A 16,450-nucleotide genomic window follows, 5' to 3' on the forward strand; every position below is an offset into this window, starting at 1 on the left:
GGTGTACTGGTTGCGGAATTGCAGCAGTTCGCTGAAGCTGGGATAGTCTCGATTTAATAGTTTAATGACAACCGGAAGCTGATCTTTTTCTCGAATGGCTCGATAAACTACGGTTCTCGAACCGCAGTATAATTGCTCACCCAGATGATATCCTGAAACTCGCTTCGTCAAATCCACTGCTGCACTCATCTGGATTACCCCATCTCAGACATTGACTATTGTAACTAATTATACACTTTTATTGGTTGAGTCTGAGGAAAATAGAGCTGCGAAATCCCCAGGCTGCAGACTCTACCGCTTTTATTTATTTTCACTTTTGAAGAGAAAGATTGCCATCTATCAAGATAGTCTTATCCTTTCATCGGCAATAAAATTGTAAACTCCGTCGCTTCTCCCAATAGAGAATTTACCTCGATCGCCCCTCCATGTTTCTCAACCACAATTTGACGAGCGAGCGCCAATCCCAACCCCGTCCCTTTCCCTACTTCCTTAGTAGTAAATAACTCATCAAAAATCTTCTCTTGCACTGCTTCACTCATGCCCACACCGTTATCTTTAATGCAAATAATCGCTTGTTTTTTGTCCAGAGAAAGGTCGGTTTTAATGGTAATCTCATTGACAATTTCTGCATAAAGTCGTCCTTGATTTGATTCATCCAAAGCATCGATCGCATTAGCTAACAAATTCATAAATACTTGATTCAACTGTCCGGCATAACACTCCACTTGTGGCAAATTCCCATATTCCCTAATCACTTTGATTTCTGGACGAGTTTCGTTAGCCTTGAGCCGATGTTTCAGGATCATAATGGTGCTATCGATGCCATCGTGGATATTGCAAGCTACGGGATAGTTAGTATCGGCACGGGAGAAGGTTCGTAGACTGGTACTAATATCCCGAATCCGCTTCACGCCTTCCCGCATCGAACCTACTAATTTCGGTAAATCTTCCCGGATGTATTCGAGATCGATGTTCTCGATTTCTTCTTGAATTTCTGGGTCGAGTTGCGAATATTTTTGTTCATACAAATCGAGCAATCCAAACAAATCTTTGATATGATATAAGGCTGGTTGAATATTACCAACCAAAAAACCAACTGGATTATTAATTTCGTGAGCAACGCCAGCCACTAAGTTTCCCAATGCTGACATCTTTTCGCTTTGAACTATTTTTATTTGTGCCTGTTTCAGATCGGTAAATGCTTGTTGAGATTCTTGATACAAACGGGCATTTTCTAAGGAAATAGCAGCTTGCGAAGCCAGCAAATTTAGCACTTCAATGCGAGCGCTAGTAAATGCCCCAACCGTCAGGTTATTTTCCAGGTAGAAAACTCCTATCAACTGCCCTTGATTAAGAATTGGAATACACAGAACACTTATCGGCTGGTGCTGTTCAATATAGCGATCGCTCGCAAGCTGGGAACTTACCCTAGCATCGACTATTACCAAAGGTTTCAAACTACGCTTGACAGTGTTAACCAAACTAATCGCTACATCCTGACTTGATTCTAGAGGCATTGACGGTAATAGCTCAGGTTGCTGTCCCTCTGCTACAAGAGCCACTACCTGTAAATACTGTTTTTGTTTGAGCAATAAGACACACTTAGTTGCCCCAGCATTCGCGATCGCTATTTTTAAGAGAGTAGTCAGGAGTTTATCTAGTTTAATCTCGCCAGAAATGGCTTGAGAGGCTTTGAGTAGAGTTGCCAAATCTAGAAATTCCGAGTTGCTGCTAGAAGAGTTGGTATTATAAGTAATCGTGCCGCGGGCGATCGTTTCCTTAAAAGAAGTAAAAGATTGAGGTTGCTGAAGGATAATAGCTAGTAGGCGAGGATAACGTTTTTCTAAATCGTCTATTTTGGCTTTAGCTCCCCATCGGGCATAACAATAATACGCTTCAATCATGTAGGCTTGAGCTACTTTTTCTTTGCCCCATTCCAAGTAGAATTTCGCTGCTAGTTCGTTGGCAAGGGCTTCATCTTGAATAAAATCACTTTTGCTGGCGGATGCGATCGCGCGATCGTACAGTTCAATTGTAGCTAATTTATCTCCGGAAACACGCGCCATTTCTGCTGACAGTAGTTCATAGGCAGGGCTAAAATTATCCGGGCAGTTTTGCACCCAAACCGCTAATTGCTGTTGATAGGCTACCAATCTTTGCCACAAGTCAGATTGTTTTACATTTAAACTTTGATGATAACTCTGACACAACAACAGAGCATAGATGAAGCGATGTCTGGCATAAGGAAGTAAGCCCTGCGGAGCAACATTGACAATCTCATCTTCAGCTTTATGGGCATATTCTAAAGCTTCATGGGGGCGATCGTAGAGATAAAGAATTTGGCTTTTGAGAATATGATAAATACAGATAACTTGCCAGTTTTTATGGCTTCGGCAGCGCTCCAGATACTCAGCTTCTCTAATTTCCGACCAAGTTATCGTTCCTGTCAAGCTCGATACAAGCATTTCACCACCAGTCAGTAGATCGATAGCCCATTGATTTTTTTGATTTTTACTAAAAGCCAGAGAATGATTAATTTCTGCCTCTAGTTGCTTCAGTTCTACTCCTTGATAAAAATGACAGTACATATGGTGTCCAAAAGCATAGGCAGCATATTGTAAATTACTTGATTCCAAACCAATTTGATATGAATTTTGGTAATCTTTGCTGGCTACCTTGAGAGGATGAGACCAATGGCGGAGAGAACTACCAATCATTAAATAGGCTACACTTTCGGCAGAAAAATTATTAAATTTTGGCATTAATTGCAGCGTTAAATCGATTAACTCACCTGTGTTTTGATAGTTATTTAAAGCATAACCACGTAAGCCACCGTAAGCTGGGTAAATATAGCCCACTTCAGGAGTATTACCATATTGCAAACACAGATTAACAGCCTTGGCACAAATGACTGACCACAGACGCTGGTGCGATCGATAGGTGGGGGGACCCAGAGCAATAGCTAACTTTGTCGCCATTTTTTTCTCAGGATCGGTCATCATCGGTAAATCACTGAGAGAAGCGATCCCTCGGCTTTCTAAAATGGCTTGAGCGGTGGCAATTTCGCGATCGCGCACCAACTCAAAATCATCATCAGTAATATCAATTCCCAACAAAGATAAAGCCTGAAGTCCCGCAGCAATAGCTTCTGGATATTCAGCCAGTAGGGTGTATTGAATAATTGCCAAGTTGTAAATTTCAGCCTTTTCTAGGGGTGTCTTTGCCTGTTCCAGAGTGCGAACACTCCAGATTTTGGACTCTTCAATATTGCCATTCAAATACTCAACTTCAACCCGTTCTTTGTGGAGCGCAAAGCATAAGTCATATTGAGTATTCCAACTGTCTTCTCCCAATAATTCTATGCCAGTAGTCATATACTCGCAGGCAGCAGCATATGCGGTGGAAGTTTTAGCTTTTCGTCCGACCACTAAGTTTAATTTGCTCAATTTTTCCTTTTCTTGTGTATCCTTTAATAAGGATCGACCACGATTTAGTTGGTTGACAATATCGAATATAATTTCCTCACGCTCTGCCAAAACAGTATTTTTCAAAAGTAGTTGACCGATCTGTAGATGTGTGGCTTGCTTGCGCTCGTCGGGAATCAACAAATAGGCAGCTTGTTGAACGCGATCGTGTAAAAATCGATAAGTTGGATTAGCTGAAGGCTGCTGGAAAACTTCATTACTATCCGATTGGGTAAAGAACTTATAGATTTTGGTCGTGGCAATCACCAAACCTTCCTGCAATGCTTTCCATAAAGCCGTCGCCGTTATTCCCGCAGATTGCTCACTGACAATTACTAACGTATTCAAATCAAACTGCGCTCCTATACAAGCCGCTAATTTGAGAACCTCTTGAGTTTCTCTGGGCAACTTCTGCAATTGCAATGCCATGAATTCAACGACATCATCAGTAATACCTATAGCTAAGGCTTTTATCCCAGCAATATCACACTGCCAATGCCGAATATCCCAGTTAAAGGTAATTAGCTGATCGTCATGTAGTGCCTTAAGAAACTGAGTGGCAAAGAAGGGATTACCCTGAGTTTTTTGACAGACTAATTTTGTCAAAGGTTGGGCAAGGGATGATTCACAATTCAGCGTATCCGCCACCAACAAATTCATATCGGGTTCGCTTAACGCTTGCAAAGTAATCCTATTCACTGTTGCCCCAGTTTTAACTATCTCATCTACTGTTAAGATAAATGGATGCACAGGTGAAACTTCATTATCTCGATAGGCCCCCAATACTAATAAATATCCTGTATCCATCATCAATAATTGTAGCAAATTCAGGGAGGCTGAATCCGCCCATTGCAAGTCATCCAAAAACATCACTAAAGGATGTTCTTTGCTCGTGAAAACTTGCACGAATTTCTGCATTAACAGATTAAAGCGATTTTGGGCGGCACTTCCTGACAATTCTGTTGCAGGAAGTTGAGCGCCTATTATACGTTCTAGCTCAGGAATCACGTCAATCAAGACTTGTCCGTTGTCTCCCACTGCTGCTAAAATCTTGGTTTTCCATGTTTGCAGTTCGGTATCTGATTCTGATAGCAATTGACCCATTAAGTCGCGGAATGCTTGCACAAAGGCACTGAAGGGAATGTTGCGTTGAAATTGATCGTATTTGCCTTTGATAAAATAACCGCGCTGACGGACAATGGGTTTATGAACTTCATTGACAACGGCGGTTTTCCCAATTCCCGAAAAACCTGCTACTAGCATCATTTCTGTTGTTCCCAGGCTGACTCGCTCAAAGGCAGCTAATAGTTGATTAACTTCTTTTTCTCTACCGTAGAGCTTTTCGGGGATAGTAAAGCGATCGCTAATATCTCGCTTTCCGAGTTCAAAATTTTCAATTTTGGCTGTTTTTTGTAACTGAACTAAACAAATCTCTAAATCGTGCTTGAGTCCCAATGCACTCTGATAGCGATTTTCGGCATTTTTTGCCATCAGCTTACTGACAATTTCCGATAATATCGGGGGAATTTCAGGATTAATGTGATGGCTCGGTTTCGACTGTTTGGCGAGATGAAAATGCACCACTTTCATCGGATCATCCGAGATAAAGGGCAACTTTCCTGTCAACAATTCATAAAAAGTCACACCCAGGGAGTAAAAGTCACTGCGGTAGTCAATGCCTCGATTCATCCGTCCTGTTTGTTCGGGGGAGAGATAGGCTAATGTTCCTTCTAAGATATTGGGATTCTGGATTTCTTGGGTTTCTCGTGGTAGGAGGGATGCAATACTAAAGTCAATTAGTTGAATTTGTTTGCTGTCGGGATTAATGAGAATATTAGCGGGTTTAATATCTTTGTGAATGACTCGGTTTTGGTAGAGATAGTGGATAATGTCTGTTAGTTGTATGGCGAGTGGGAGAAATTCTGCTAAAGGTAAAGCTTGAGATAGTTTGGTTTCATTTGTTGCTGTTTTGAGATAAGTAGATAGGGAGACTCCTCCAAAGTCCTCCATTACTAGGGCATAGCTATTGTGGTAGACTTCCAGGGTCAGGGGTTTGACGAGGTGAGGGAAGTCGAGATTTTTGGCAATGGTATATTGGTTGCGAAACTGGACGAGCTCGTTGAAGGAGGGATATTCGTTTCGCAGCAGTTTGATGACGACTGGGTATTGATCGCGGGTACGGATGCCTCGATAGACTAGGGTACGTGTACCTGAATAAAGTTGCTCTGTAACCTCATAACCTGACAAATGGGCGATCGCATCCATAACTGGTTGACCCTTTATTATAAAACAGTTAAATTAAAACCTTCTATTCCATTGTATTTGATGATTTGACAAAGATAGCGATCGCAAACTCTGCACCCTCGCTAGGGACAGAATTAACTGTAATTTTTTCCCTATGTTTATCAACTATTATTTGACAATCAAGAAATTTGGTCACAAGCCCCCAGATTCATCCGTGTACCTGTAGAAAAAGCTGCGCCTCCCCATCGCAATCTCCGGACTCATCCGTGCGAGCAATCTCAAATCTTAAATTTCAAATCGCATGACCTGCGATCGCTAATTCTCAACCAGTTCCTTTCCCTACTCCGCACTATTTGCGCTAGGGTATGTATAGTATGGTTGCGTAAGTTGTGATGGTATCATAAAACAATAATTTGTAATTTTTAACCGCAAATATACGCAGATTTACCAGTATATAAACTTTATACTATCTGCGTATATTTGCCTGCATCTGCGGTTGTATTATGCTTTATTCCCCGTAGTGGCCGCCGACAACCTTACCCCGAAACACAACATAATTGTAGATGTTGTAAAAAATCATAATCGGGAGCAGAACGCCCATAAACACAATCATAAATACCAGGGCGCTGGGCGAAGCTGCGGCTTGGTAAATCGTGATTTGCGAGGGAATAATGTAGGGAAAAACAATCAATCCCAAGCCGATGAAAGTAAGCAAGAAAATCAGAATCGTCCAGATAAACGGCGTTCGTTCTTCTTTATTTGCGAGACTTTTCAGCAGCAGTCCCACCAACAGCACTCCCAACAAAGGAATCGCGGCAAAGACATAAACTAGCGGTTTCTCGAACAACCTGGATCTAGCGCTTTCGTAAAAAATCGGAGTGGCGATCGTAATTAAAACTGCTCCGATTAAAGTTGTCACCGCCGCAATTTTAGCCGTGCGATAGTGATTTGTTTGCAGTTCGCCCTCCGTTTTCATAATTAGATAGGTTGAACCGATCAAAACATAGCCTTGAATCAGCGTCAAAGCAACCAAGATCGATCGCCAATCCAGCCAATCCCAAGTAGAACCTACAAAGTGACCGGCTTCATCAACCGCAATGCCTTCGAGTACGGCACCCAAGGCAAATCCTTGAGCTAAAGCTGCTAAAAAACTGCCAGCACCAAAGGCATAATTCCAGAGTAATTTGCGATTAGAATGCTCGCGAAATTCAAAGGCTACAGCCCGAAATATCAAACCAAAAAGCATCATGCAAATCGGTATGTACAGCGCTGTCAAAATCGTACCGTAAGCTAGGGGAAATGCGCCAAATAAAGCGCCTCCCATTAAAACCAGCCACGTTTCGTTCGCGTCCCAAACGTTGCCCAAACTCGTCATTAAAATGCCCCTGCGTTCCTCGTCATCAGCAGTCAGAGACAGGATTCCTACTCCTAAGTCAAAACCGTCTAGCATGACGTAGAGCAATAGAAACAAAGCCAAAACTACAAACCAAACTTGCGGGAGAAAATGCTCCAAAGCTTGCATAAAATCTCCTATTGTTGTGCTTCTAAGGGACGTTGATCGGGAATGTGTTCTCCGGGTTGACTTTCGATTGCAGGTTCATTGTCTAAACCTGGCACAGGCAGACTTAAATTAGGGCCTTTGCGAATAATTCTGCTGCCAAAAAACAACGCACAAACAAACAAAAAGCTGTAAATAACTGCAAAGAAACTGAGAGAAGTTAAAACATTGCTGGCGGGGATGTTTGACACCGCATCAGCCGTGCGAATTTGCCCGTATAAAGCCCACGGTTGTCTGCCGACACAGCGGACAATCCAACCCGATTCTACAGCAATATACCCCAGGGGAGCAGCTAATACCCAAGCGCGCATCAGCCAAGGTTGACTGCTAATATTTTCAGCAGAAAGTTTGCCTCGCAGCCACTGAATTATACTGAACAGCATCAGTCCTAAAAAGAAGAATCCAATCCCAGACATGATGCGGAAACAATAGTAGATTAAACCCACCATCCGGGGTCTATCTTCTGGCTTCCATTCCTTCAATCCGAGTACGGGTTCGGAGAGTTTTTGTTTGAATTCGAGAATGTATCCTAAACCATTAGGTACGCTAATTTCCCAGTCATTTTTTTGGGCTTTTTCATTAGGCAAAGCTAGCAAAGTCCAATCTGCGGACTCTCCCGCTGGTGAAGTTTCCCACTTAGCTTCGATTGCTGCTAATTTAGTGGGTTGATAGTGATAAACTTGTTCGGCGCTCAAATGTCCGATGTATATCTGCAAAGGTGCAACGGCGATTGCTGTCGCTATGGCAATTTTTAAAGACTTGGAAAAAAACGCTTGGTTGCGCTTATTGAGAATGTACCAAGCGCTAATTCCGCCAATGACAAACAGCGAAGTTTCTAAGGTCGCAAAAAACATATGAAGAATGCTGTTTAATGCGAACGGGTTCATAATTGCTTGAAAATAATCGCTGACAATAAACTTGTCATTGACCATTTCTCCGCCCGCAGGAGTTTGCATCCAAGAGTTAGCGACTAAAATCCAAACTGTGGATAGGTTAGCCCCGAAAGCTACCATGATTGTAGCGAAATAATGGATGATCGGGTGAACGCGCTCCCAACCAAACAGCATAATTCCTAAAAAGCCGGCTTCTAGCATAAATGCCATTGAAGCTTCAAAGCCCAAAATGCTGCCAAAAAAGTCACCAACCGCTTCAGAAAATGGTGCCCAGTTTGTGCCAAACTGAAATTCCATCGGAATTCCTGAAGCTACTCCAATACCGAAGTTGAGGACGTAGAGTTTAGACCAAAAACGAGCGTGATGGTAGTAGTCGGGATTGCGAGTTTTCAGCCACATTCCTTCAACAATTACCAGGTAAATCCCCATTCCAGTTGTCAGAACTGGCCACAGCATATGGAATATGGCGGTTAGCGCAAATTGCATCCGCGATAGGGCCACGGTGTTAGATAAGATATCCATCGTTATATCCTTTGGTCAGTTCAAGAGACGTTAGCTTGCACAAATTTCATAATGGACACTGACAAGGTAACGCAGAAATTTACTTAGTGCAGAATCAACCGACTTATCTTTATTAAAAATTAAGATTTGCTGTTGGAAGTAAGAATGAATAAGCAAAGCGCAATAAAATCAATGGTTTCAGCAATTAAGCACGTCCTAAGCCTCTTGGTAGTTGCTATAATAGTAATTTAACTAAATTATAGTTCGCGTGTCCCCCTTAACTTCAAATAGAAAACTTGCTCTCAATATTCCTCTTCTTTTCTCCTCTCGGCGCTCTCGGCGCTCTCTGCGTTTAATCAACAAAAAATCTCTCGATAATCAGTCATTAAAATATAAAATATAAAATATAAAATATAAAATTATACTACCTAACGGTGACAGTATAACTCAGTTTAAAGGGCTTAAAATTAGCTTTCTTTTTGGCTGTTCCGCTCAAGTTAAGCTGGTAAATACCAGCCTTGGGAAACACGATATCAGCCCCGGGAATCCCTTGATATTTCTCGGCTGATATGGCTTTTAAAGGCGGCTGCATCAATGGCTTATCCCCTTCTGGGCGCTCTTTTGGATAAACCGCTAATTTGCAATGGCACTGCTCTAAGGGGATAATTTTGCCGCCCCTGCGAGTCAGCGCAAACCACACTCTCGCAGACTGTCCGGCGCGGGGGTTGTGGTTTGGTTCTAGGTGAAAGGTAGCGGCTACATCTCCGGATACTTCGACTTCGTGGGCTAAAACTGAAAGAGAGTTTAACTGCAGCGCACTGGGAATTGCTGCTTCTACTAGCAATCCCAAAAATACTAACAATCCTAAACTTTTACTTTGGTTTGACAGGCGAAACATAGAACTTGTCCAGTGATAAAATTGACCAAAAAAAGCGCGATCGCACAAACATAACTAACACCGTAACCACCGCTAACACCGCTGTCAGCAGTTGATTGTGCAACTTCCATTCAAAACCGCCGAGATAGTGGGAACCGATTAGTGCAGCGTGTACAGCGCACAGCAAAAAAGCTGGAACGCTTAACAGGTGAAGCATTCGCCACAGTTGGCCTAAATAAATTTGAATGCGATCGCAACTTGTAACCGCCGCCGGCAACATCAACAGCAGCGACAGCATCCCAGCCGCCATTCCCAACTGGTGCTGCGGCAACATAAAAGATAGCGCGTCAAAATTCCATTTCAGCGTATGGTCCAGCATATGAAACGTGTGGGCGACTGCTAGGACAAACGCGCCCACACCCAAGACGCGGCGATAGCGCAACAGTTGCGGCAAAAACTTGCTAACCGGACGCGCCAACAGTGCTAGCATCAAGCACAGCAGCGCTGCGTGGCCGGTAAAATCGACCATTTCATCGGTTCGCAGCAAGGTAAGAATTCCGATCGCCACCGTCACCCAGCCACCCGCACGAAACAGTTGACTGCGCTTGTCCGCGCTCAATCTGCCAGCCAAAAAACTCACTCCCAGCATAGTTGGCAGCGTGCCGAGTCCAAAAGCCAGCATCGTCGCCGCACCCAAAACCGGGTTTCCGGTTTCCGCCGCCTTAATCTGCGCTGCGTAGAGGAAGCCGCAGGGAATCAAACCCCAAAGCAAACCCAAAGCAATCGGCACCCACCACTTTTTTTGTGCCGAAAGCTTGCTCATTGCTTGTCCGACTCGATCGTGCGACAGCGGGTGCAATCGGGGCAATCCCGGCAGCAAGTTCGGTTTAATTTGCCCTATTCCGAACCAAATCAGCATCGTGCCCGTTAGAAGTGCGATCGTCCGCCGCAATTCGCTACCCGTACCTGCCAAAAGTCCGCCAGCAATTAACACCGAACCCAGCCCGCCAATTGCAGCACCAACCAAAGCGTAAGCAGTAATTCTCCCCAAATTTAGCAGCAAATGAAAGCGGAAAGCAGCTAATTTATCGTTGCGGGAATTAGAAAGAGAAAACGCCATTGTCAGCGGGCCGCACATCCCAGCGCAGTGACCGAAACTGCCGAGAAATCCCAAAATTGCAATTAGCAGCAGGTCTAGCATTTTGCTGTTTTTTTCCCAAACAACGCCATCAAGGTATTGACAAGATTTTCTTTGGCTCTTGGACGCTTTTTTATTTACTTTTTACAAAAACTTATCTCAGCAGAGCGCTTTTGTCAAAATACAAGTTGTCCAACTTCTATCTAATCTCACCCATATTTAAAATGACTAATGACTGATAACTAATAACTACTTTTGTTCTGGATGCGCCGCCGCCGGCGAAGCTGCACCCATTTGATTAATAGCAGCAATTAGCTGATAAAGTCGCCCCAAATCCCGCTGGTTGAAATGCAAAACTAGGCGCGGCATATCGAAAGTTGCATCTCCTATTTCCGGTTCCAAAGCTTGACTTTTTTCAATTTTTCCGGTGACAACAATATCGCTAAAATCAGTATTTAGCCGATCGACATTCTCCTCAGAAAGCTCAGTTTTCAATCGAATTACCAATTTTTCGCGCACGTAGCGGCAGGAGTGATAAACCAGATAAAAACTACCGATCGCCTCGCAAGCGACATTTATATCGTCAGTAATCGTATACAGGCTGCGATCGTCGGGTGAAATCAAACCCCGGCCCCGCAATTGTTTTTGCACAAAATAGTTCCAATCGTGCCAATAATCTCCTCCCGGTCGATCGATCAATACCACAGGAGCCGGCCCGAACTTGCCTGTTTGAATCAAAGTCAGACACTCAAAAGCCTCGTCCAGAGTGCCAAAACCGCCCGGAAACAGAGCTAAAGCATCGCTCTCCCGGAGAAAAAATAACTTGCGAGTGAAAAAATATTTAAAATTGAGCAATTTGGGATCGCCGGCAATGAAAGGATTAGAACTCTGCTCGAAAGGTAACTGAATGTTCAGCCCAAAAGAACGTTCAGCAGTCGCCCCCTCGTTCCCCGCCTGCATAATTCCCCCGCCGCCGCCAGTAATCACCATAAATCCCTGCTGGGCCATCGCCCGCGCAAAGTCTCTGGCCATCAAATATTCCGCAGATTGCGGTGACACCCTTGCCGAACCAAAAATCACAATTTTGCGAACGTGTCGGTAAGGATAAAACAGCTCAAAAGCGCTCTCCATATCTCGGAGCGCCGCCGCAATAATCTTCAAGTCTAGGCGATCGAGATCCTCTCTGGCCATTTGCACTATAGTAGAGAGCGATCGTTCGATCCACTCAGAGTGCTTCAACATTGGCAAGCGATCGAGCAAATCCATCACTTCAGCTTGGAGGGACTCAAAACCTTGACCAGACCCAGAACGAATCATGAATTTTTCCGAAACGGTAACAATTTGTGGCTAATAAAAATTAAGGGGCAAGCCAAAGTTATAAGCTAATAGCCACCAGCAAATTGCCATGCTGGCGACTAATAACTTTTCCCGTAGCTTTGCCCCGGTTCTGAAGCGAGTTAGCTTTCGCGGCCCACAAAGAACAGCGCGAAACTGCTCGCAGTTGGGTTAAATGTACTTTTCCAGAGTGTTGGCCAGAGTAGTTTTCGGAACTGCCCCAACCACCATATCCACACGTTGACCGCCCTTAAATATCATCAGCGTCGGAATGCTGCGGATACCGTATTGGCTGGCCACGTTAGGATTCTCGTCGGTATTAACTTTTACTACCTTGACCTGCCCTTCATATTGCTGGGCAATTTCGTCTACGACGGGCGCCACCATCCGACAGGGCCCGCACCAGGGAGCCCAAAAATCCACTAGAACTGGAACTTCGCTATCGAGCACTTCCTGCTTAAAGGTAGAGTCGGTTACTTGCGCGGCTGCTGACATCCCTAGCCATCCTTGTAAATACTATTTCTCGGATAACAAGTCTAGCAAAAAATGTAACCACTTGCGTCAACCATTTTAAGAGAAGGCTTCTGAAGGAGACCGTAGAAGGAAGAGGGAAGAGGGAAGACGGTAGAAGGAAGAAGGCACAAGGTTTCTGAAGGAACAAGGCACTGATGTTTCCGAAGGCACTTATGTTTCCGAAGGCAGAATGCACTTATATAGAAGAAAAAGTCTCCCACTCCCAGACTCTCCCCCTCTCCCACTCTCCCCCTCTCCGGAGCTACAAGCCTCAGTTCTGTATCTAGTAAGCAAGAGCCAAGATGTCCGACAAAAAAGGAACCGCCCGAACAGTAGTCCGGGCGGAGTGTGGTGTGAGGAGTGAACGGAAACATGCGTCTCCGCTTCTTCTATTGTGACATCTCCTTCTCGATAATTCCACAATATTCTGTAAATTTCGAGACTCTTGAACAAATTTTGTCAAGGTATGCTGGTATTTGATCGGTAAATCTACTTACCCATGCCCAACTGTTGAGCTTTTTGATAGACTTTACCCTCCGTCAGCAGAGAAGGAGCAATTACCACTTCCACTTGCTGCATCTCCTTAATGTCCTTAGCGCCCAAGGTACCCATGCTAGTTTTCAGAGCTCCGAGCAAGTTGTGCGTACCGTCATCGAGCACCGCAGGCCCCCGCAAAATTTGCTCCACAGTACCCGTAGTCCCCACGCGAATGCGAGTGCCGCGAGGCAAAACCGGGCTGGGAGTCGCCATCCCCCAGTGAAAGCCGCGGCCAGGAGCTTCGGCGGCCCTGGCAAAGGGCGAACCAATCATCACTGCATCGGCACCGCAGGCAATGCACTTGCAGATATCGCCGCCAGTAATTAAACCGCCGTCAGCAATCACCGACACGTATTTGCCAGTTTCGCGATAGTAGTCGTCCCGCGCAGCGGCGCAGTCTGCTACTGCTGTGGCTTGAGGAACGCCGACACCCAATACGCCTCTAGACGTGCAAGCAGCCCCCGGCCCAATGCCCACGAGAATGCCCGCAGCGCCAGTTTTCATTAAATTCAGAGCGACTTCGTAGGTGACGCAGTTACCCAAAATTACTGGTATCGGCATCTCTTGACAGAATTGTGTCAAATCTAAAGATGAGATTGATTCAGGGGAAAGGAAAGCAGTCGAGACTACTGTTGCTTGCACAAAAAATATATCGGCTCCCGATTCAGCAACCGCCCGGCCGTATTTGCTCGCGCCGGCCGGTGTACCGCTGACGGCGGCAATCCCTCCTCCTGCTTTAATTTCTTTAATTCTCAGGTCGATTAATTCTGGCTTGATGGGTTCGGCATAGAGTTGCTGCATCAGGGAAACAAATTCGTGGTTCCCGACACTGGCGATGCGCTCTAATATTGGCTGGGGGTCGGCATAGCGGGTTTGAATTCCTTCTAGGTTGAGCACGCCCATTGCTCCCAATTCCGACAGCAAAATAGCCATGCGGACATCGACTACTCCATCCATGGCGCTGGCGATGATCGGGATTTCTCGATCGATCCCGCCAATCTGCCACTTGGTATCTGCCAAACTCGGATCGAGGGTGCGCTGTCCGGGTACGAGCGCAATTTCATCTATGCCGTAAGCTCTGCGAGCGCTTTTGCCCCGCCCAATTTCAATATTCACGCTGTTTCACTTCCACAATGTATTTAAATTAGACTAACAAAAAGTTAGCCCGCCCGAGTTTAGCTATCGCACCGCTGTCTTTAAAAAAAGCTCGGCACTGATTCTGATTGTATTCCGATTATATGAAATCGAAGAGGATACTTTTCCTCAGCAACAGTCACGGGGAAGACTCGATTAACTGTCAAATTCTCAAAGCTTTAAGAGTATCTGGCGCGGATGTTGATGTTTCGGCAATCCCGATTGTAGGTGACGGGGCTGCTTACCGCCGATCGACCGTGCCAATTATTGGGCCCACCAGTCAAATGCCGTCTGGGGGAGTTTTTTACATGAATCCCCTGTTTTTCCTCAAAGATGTTGGGGCGCGCCTAATTGCTTTGACTTGGCAGCAATTGCAGGGTGTTTGGACGCATTCGCGCCACTGCGATTTGGTGGTGGCAACTGGGGATATTGTCGCTGTGGCGATCGCCCATGCCAGCAACCGCCCCTATATAATTTTTCTATCGGCTCATTCTAGTTATTACGAGGGGCGAGTCGATTTGGGTTTAATCTTGTGGCAGTTGCTTTGCTCAGACAAATGTCTGGCGGTTTTTACTAGAGATGCTTTGGCTGCTACTGACTTAAACCGACAGGGTTTAAAGAAAGCTCAGTTTGTCGGCAATCCTGTCATGGACAACCTCAATTCTACGGGCAAAGATTAGGAATTAATATCCGGAGTTCGGACGATCGCCCTTCTCCCCGGTTCTCGCCTCCCGGAAACCACCTAGAACCTCGTTTTGCTCCTGGAACTGGTTAAAAAAATTGCTACTAACTCTGCTTTACAGGTGCAGTTTTGGGCAGCTTTAGTTCCGACTTTGATGCCTGAATTAGATTTTCTTGCAGCCAGAGCAGCATGGCAAATGCGATTTGTGAGATTAGGAATGGTTTGCCAACTCATCTCCCCTCGCGACAATCATTTTCACGATTTCTGGATGTTTCTCAATATTGCAACCGATTTCAAAAAGAGTTGCTTTAACTTGATAGCGGTCTAAGATATCTAAAAGCTGATTTGTATAGGGAGGATAGGGCCCGTGGTCGTAGGTGAGGGCAACAACTTTCACTTCAGTATCGGCGCGGTTGATGCCGAAATAATTGTGGATTATAGTAACTTTAATCAACAGCGATACTGCGAAAAATAACGCTATTGTGAAAAGCCAAAACTTTGGTAAATTTTTACCGAGTCGCATAGCTGCACGCACTCGTTCGAGAATGAAAGTGGAGTGTTTCCAGATTACCACAATTGGGGAGCTGAATCCTTAAGCTATTTTATCATTAATTATTGTCCGTTCCGAAATTTTTCAGTTTTGGCGATCGCACAGTAGCTACACGCTTCAAGTGCCTGTACACTTGTACGCTACATATAGCGTAAGTAAGGCCGGAGCAAAAAAGCAATAATAAAACATCGGGAGTTCTAGGGGGGGTAAGGCAAGGATTTATATTCGGAGCGAGTTTACTGCTGCTCTCACCCGCTCCTGCCCATGTTATATTTATTTATATACTTAAGTTTTTTAGGCAGCAATAATTCCCCACATGATTTCACTGCCAGATATCACAATAGTCAACCCAATCTACGAAAGTGCGAATTCCCCCGTATACCGAGGCATCCTCAAATCAAATCAGCAACCTTTGATTTTGAAACTCCTCAAAGAGGATTACCTAAACCAGCCGAACTATACCGCTATCAGCAGGAATACGAAATCACTCGCGGTCTCAAGCTAGAGGAAACGATTAAAGCCTACGAACTGCGAAAATACGAGAACACACAAGTCATGTTGTTGGAGGATTTTGGAGGAGAGTCCTTAAAAATCCTGCTGGATAGCCGTCCCTTTGCTTTACCAGAGTTTCTCCGTCTAGCCATCCAAATCACAGATGCGTTAGGCAAAGTTCATCAAAAAAAGGTCATTCACAAAGATATCAATCCATCTAAAATTGTCTTGAATCCTCAAACCGGACAATTAAAAATTATTGACGTTGGCTTATCTACCATCCTATCCCAAGAGAATCCCAGCCTCAAAAGTCCTAATATTCTAGAAGGGACATTGGCTTATATAGTCATTTCAAATAAATGTGATACAGAGGCAAGATCATGATAAAATAGATAAAAATAGTTAATTAGAAAAAAATGGCTTACAGTCTAGACTATCGACAAAAAGTAGTCAAGGGATGTGGAAAATGGAGGGAGTATAACGAAAGCTGCCGCCATATTTAAGGTAGGAAGAGCAACAATTTATAGATCGC

Annotated in this window: 11 protein-coding genes and 2 pseudogenes; 3 read left to right on the plus strand and 10 right to left on the minus strand. The window is 44.6% G+C overall.

Annotated features, from left to right (window positions below; all coding sequences use genetic code 11):
- The 9 genes and pseudogenes from QUB25_RS28185 to QUB25_RS28225 form a co-directional block, all read right to left on the minus strand.
- Positions 1–189, minus strand: a pseudogene (locus QUB25_RS28185) (hypothetical protein); the annotation flags it as partial.
- 161 nt (positions 190–350) lie between these two features.
- Positions 351–5,729, minus strand: a complete 5,379-nt coding sequence (locus QUB25_RS28190; RefSeq protein WP_333188579.1) for an AAA family ATPase — start codon at positions 5,727–5,729, stop codon at positions 351–353.
- Positions 5,730–6,216: 487 nt separating this feature from the next.
- Positions 6,217–7,230, minus strand: a complete 1,014-nt coding sequence (gene cydB, locus QUB25_RS28195) for a cytochrome d ubiquinol oxidase subunit II (protein WP_333188581.1) — start codon at positions 7,228–7,230, stop codon at positions 6,217–6,219.
- A gap of 8 nt (positions 7,231–7,238) precedes the next feature.
- Positions 7,239–8,681 (minus strand): cytochrome ubiquinol oxidase subunit I, encoded by a 1,443-nt coding sequence (locus QUB25_RS28200; protein WP_333188582.1) that lies wholly within the window; start codon positions 8,679–8,681, stop codon positions 7,239–7,241.
- A 403-nt stretch (positions 8,682–9,084) separates the two neighbouring features.
- Entirely contained in the window at positions 9,085–9,558 is a 474-nt protein-coding gene (locus QUB25_RS28205) for a hypothetical protein (RefSeq protein ID WP_333188583.1), read from the minus strand.
- Complete coding sequence (locus QUB25_RS28210) at positions 9,533–10,738, minus strand: urease accessory protein UreH domain-containing protein (RefSeq protein ID WP_333188586.1); 1,206 nt, start codon at positions 10,736–10,738, stop codon at positions 9,533–9,535. The genes QUB25_RS28205 and QUB25_RS28210 overlap by 26 nt, the downstream gene beginning before the upstream one ends.
- A 186-nt stretch (positions 10,739–10,924) precedes the next feature.
- Complete coding sequence (locus QUB25_RS28215; RefSeq protein WP_333188588.1) at positions 10,925–11,992, minus strand: LOG family protein; 1,068 nt, start codon at positions 11,990–11,992, stop codon at positions 10,925–10,927.
- Between the two features lie 189 nt (positions 11,993–12,181).
- A complete protein-coding gene (gene trxA, locus QUB25_RS28220; protein WP_006631199.1) occupies positions 12,182–12,505 on the minus strand; it encodes a thioredoxin in 324 nt (107 codons plus the stop codon).
- A gap of 507 nt (positions 12,506–13,012) precedes the next feature.
- The gene (locus tag QUB25_RS28225; protein ID WP_333036959.1) at positions 13,013–14,176 is read right to left on the minus strand and encodes a GuaB3 family IMP dehydrogenase-related protein; all 1,164 of its coding nucleotides are present in this window, start codon (positions 14,174–14,176) and stop codon (positions 13,013–13,015) included.
- Between the two features lie 122 nt (positions 14,177–14,298).
- On the opposite strand from QUB25_RS28225, the gene QUB25_RS28230 reads away from it, so the two are divergent.
- Positions 14,299–14,874, plus strand: a complete 576-nt coding sequence (locus QUB25_RS28230) for a hypothetical protein (RefSeq protein WP_333188591.1) — start codon at positions 14,299–14,301, stop codon at positions 14,872–14,874.
- A gap of 213 nt (positions 14,875–15,087) precedes the next feature.
- Here the strand turns inward: QUB25_RS28230 and QUB25_RS28235 are convergent, their stop codons facing one another.
- Positions 15,088–15,450 (minus strand): polysaccharide deacetylase family protein, encoded by a 363-nt coding sequence (locus QUB25_RS28235; protein ID WP_333188593.1) that lies wholly within the window; start codon positions 15,448–15,450, stop codon positions 15,088–15,090.
- Between the two features lie 240 nt (positions 15,451–15,690).
- On the opposite strand from QUB25_RS28235, the gene QUB25_RS28240 reads away from it, so the two are divergent.
- Positions 15,691–16,302 carry a protein kinase domain-containing protein gene (locus QUB25_RS28240; protein WP_333188595.1) on the plus strand — a complete coding sequence of 204 codons (612 nt, stop codon included), beginning with the start codon at positions 15,691–15,693 and terminating at the stop codon, positions 16,300–16,302.
- A 32-nt stretch (positions 16,303–16,334) separates the two neighbouring features.
- Positions 16,335–16,450: pseudogene (locus QUB25_RS28245) on the plus strand (IS630 transposase-related protein); the annotation flags it as partial.

The sequence above is a fragment of the Microcoleus sp. B3-D7 genome (assembly GCF_036705305.1).
In the GTDB taxonomy this organism is placed as follows: Bacteria; Cyanobacteriota; Cyanobacteriia; order Cyanobacteriales; family Microcoleaceae; genus Microcoleus.

What these genes read in the sequence shown, in the direction of transcription:
- trxA (WP_006631199.1), bottom strand. Translation starts at nt 12,505, where the DNA reads ATGTCAGCAGCCGCGCAAGTAACCGACTCTACCTTTAAGCAGGAAGTG.
- QUB25_RS28215 (WP_333188588.1), bottom strand. Translation starts at nt 11,992, where the DNA reads ATGATTCGTTCTGGGTCTGGTCAAGGTTTTGAGTCCCTCCAAGCTGAA.
- QUB25_RS28230 (WP_333188591.1), top strand. Translation starts at nt 14,299, where the DNA reads ATGAAATCGAAGAGGATACTTTTCCTCAGCAACAGTCACGGGGAAGAC.
- QUB25_RS28210 (WP_333188586.1), bottom strand. Translation starts at nt 10,738, where the DNA reads ATGCTAGACCTGCTGCTAATTGCAATTTTGGGATTTCTCGGCAGTTTC.
- QUB25_RS28205 (WP_333188583.1), bottom strand. Translation starts at nt 9,558, where the DNA reads ATGTTTCGCCTGTCAAACCAAAGTAAAAGTTTAGGATTGTTAGTATTT.
- QUB25_RS28190 (WP_333188579.1), bottom strand. Translation starts at nt 5,729, where the DNA reads ATGGATGCGATCGCCCATTTGTCAGGTTATGAGGTTACAGAGCAACTT.
- cydB (WP_333188581.1), bottom strand. Translation starts at nt 7,230, where the DNA reads ATGCAAGCTTTGGAGCATTTTCTCCCGCAAGTTTGGTTTGTAGTTTTG.
- QUB25_RS28200 (WP_333188582.1), bottom strand. Translation starts at nt 8,681, where the DNA reads ATGGATATCTTATCTAACACCGTGGCCCTATCGCGGATGCAATTTGCG.
- QUB25_RS28240 (WP_333188595.1), top strand. Translation starts at nt 15,691, where the DNA reads ATGTTATATTTATTTATATACTTAAGTTTTTTAGGCAGCAATAATTCC.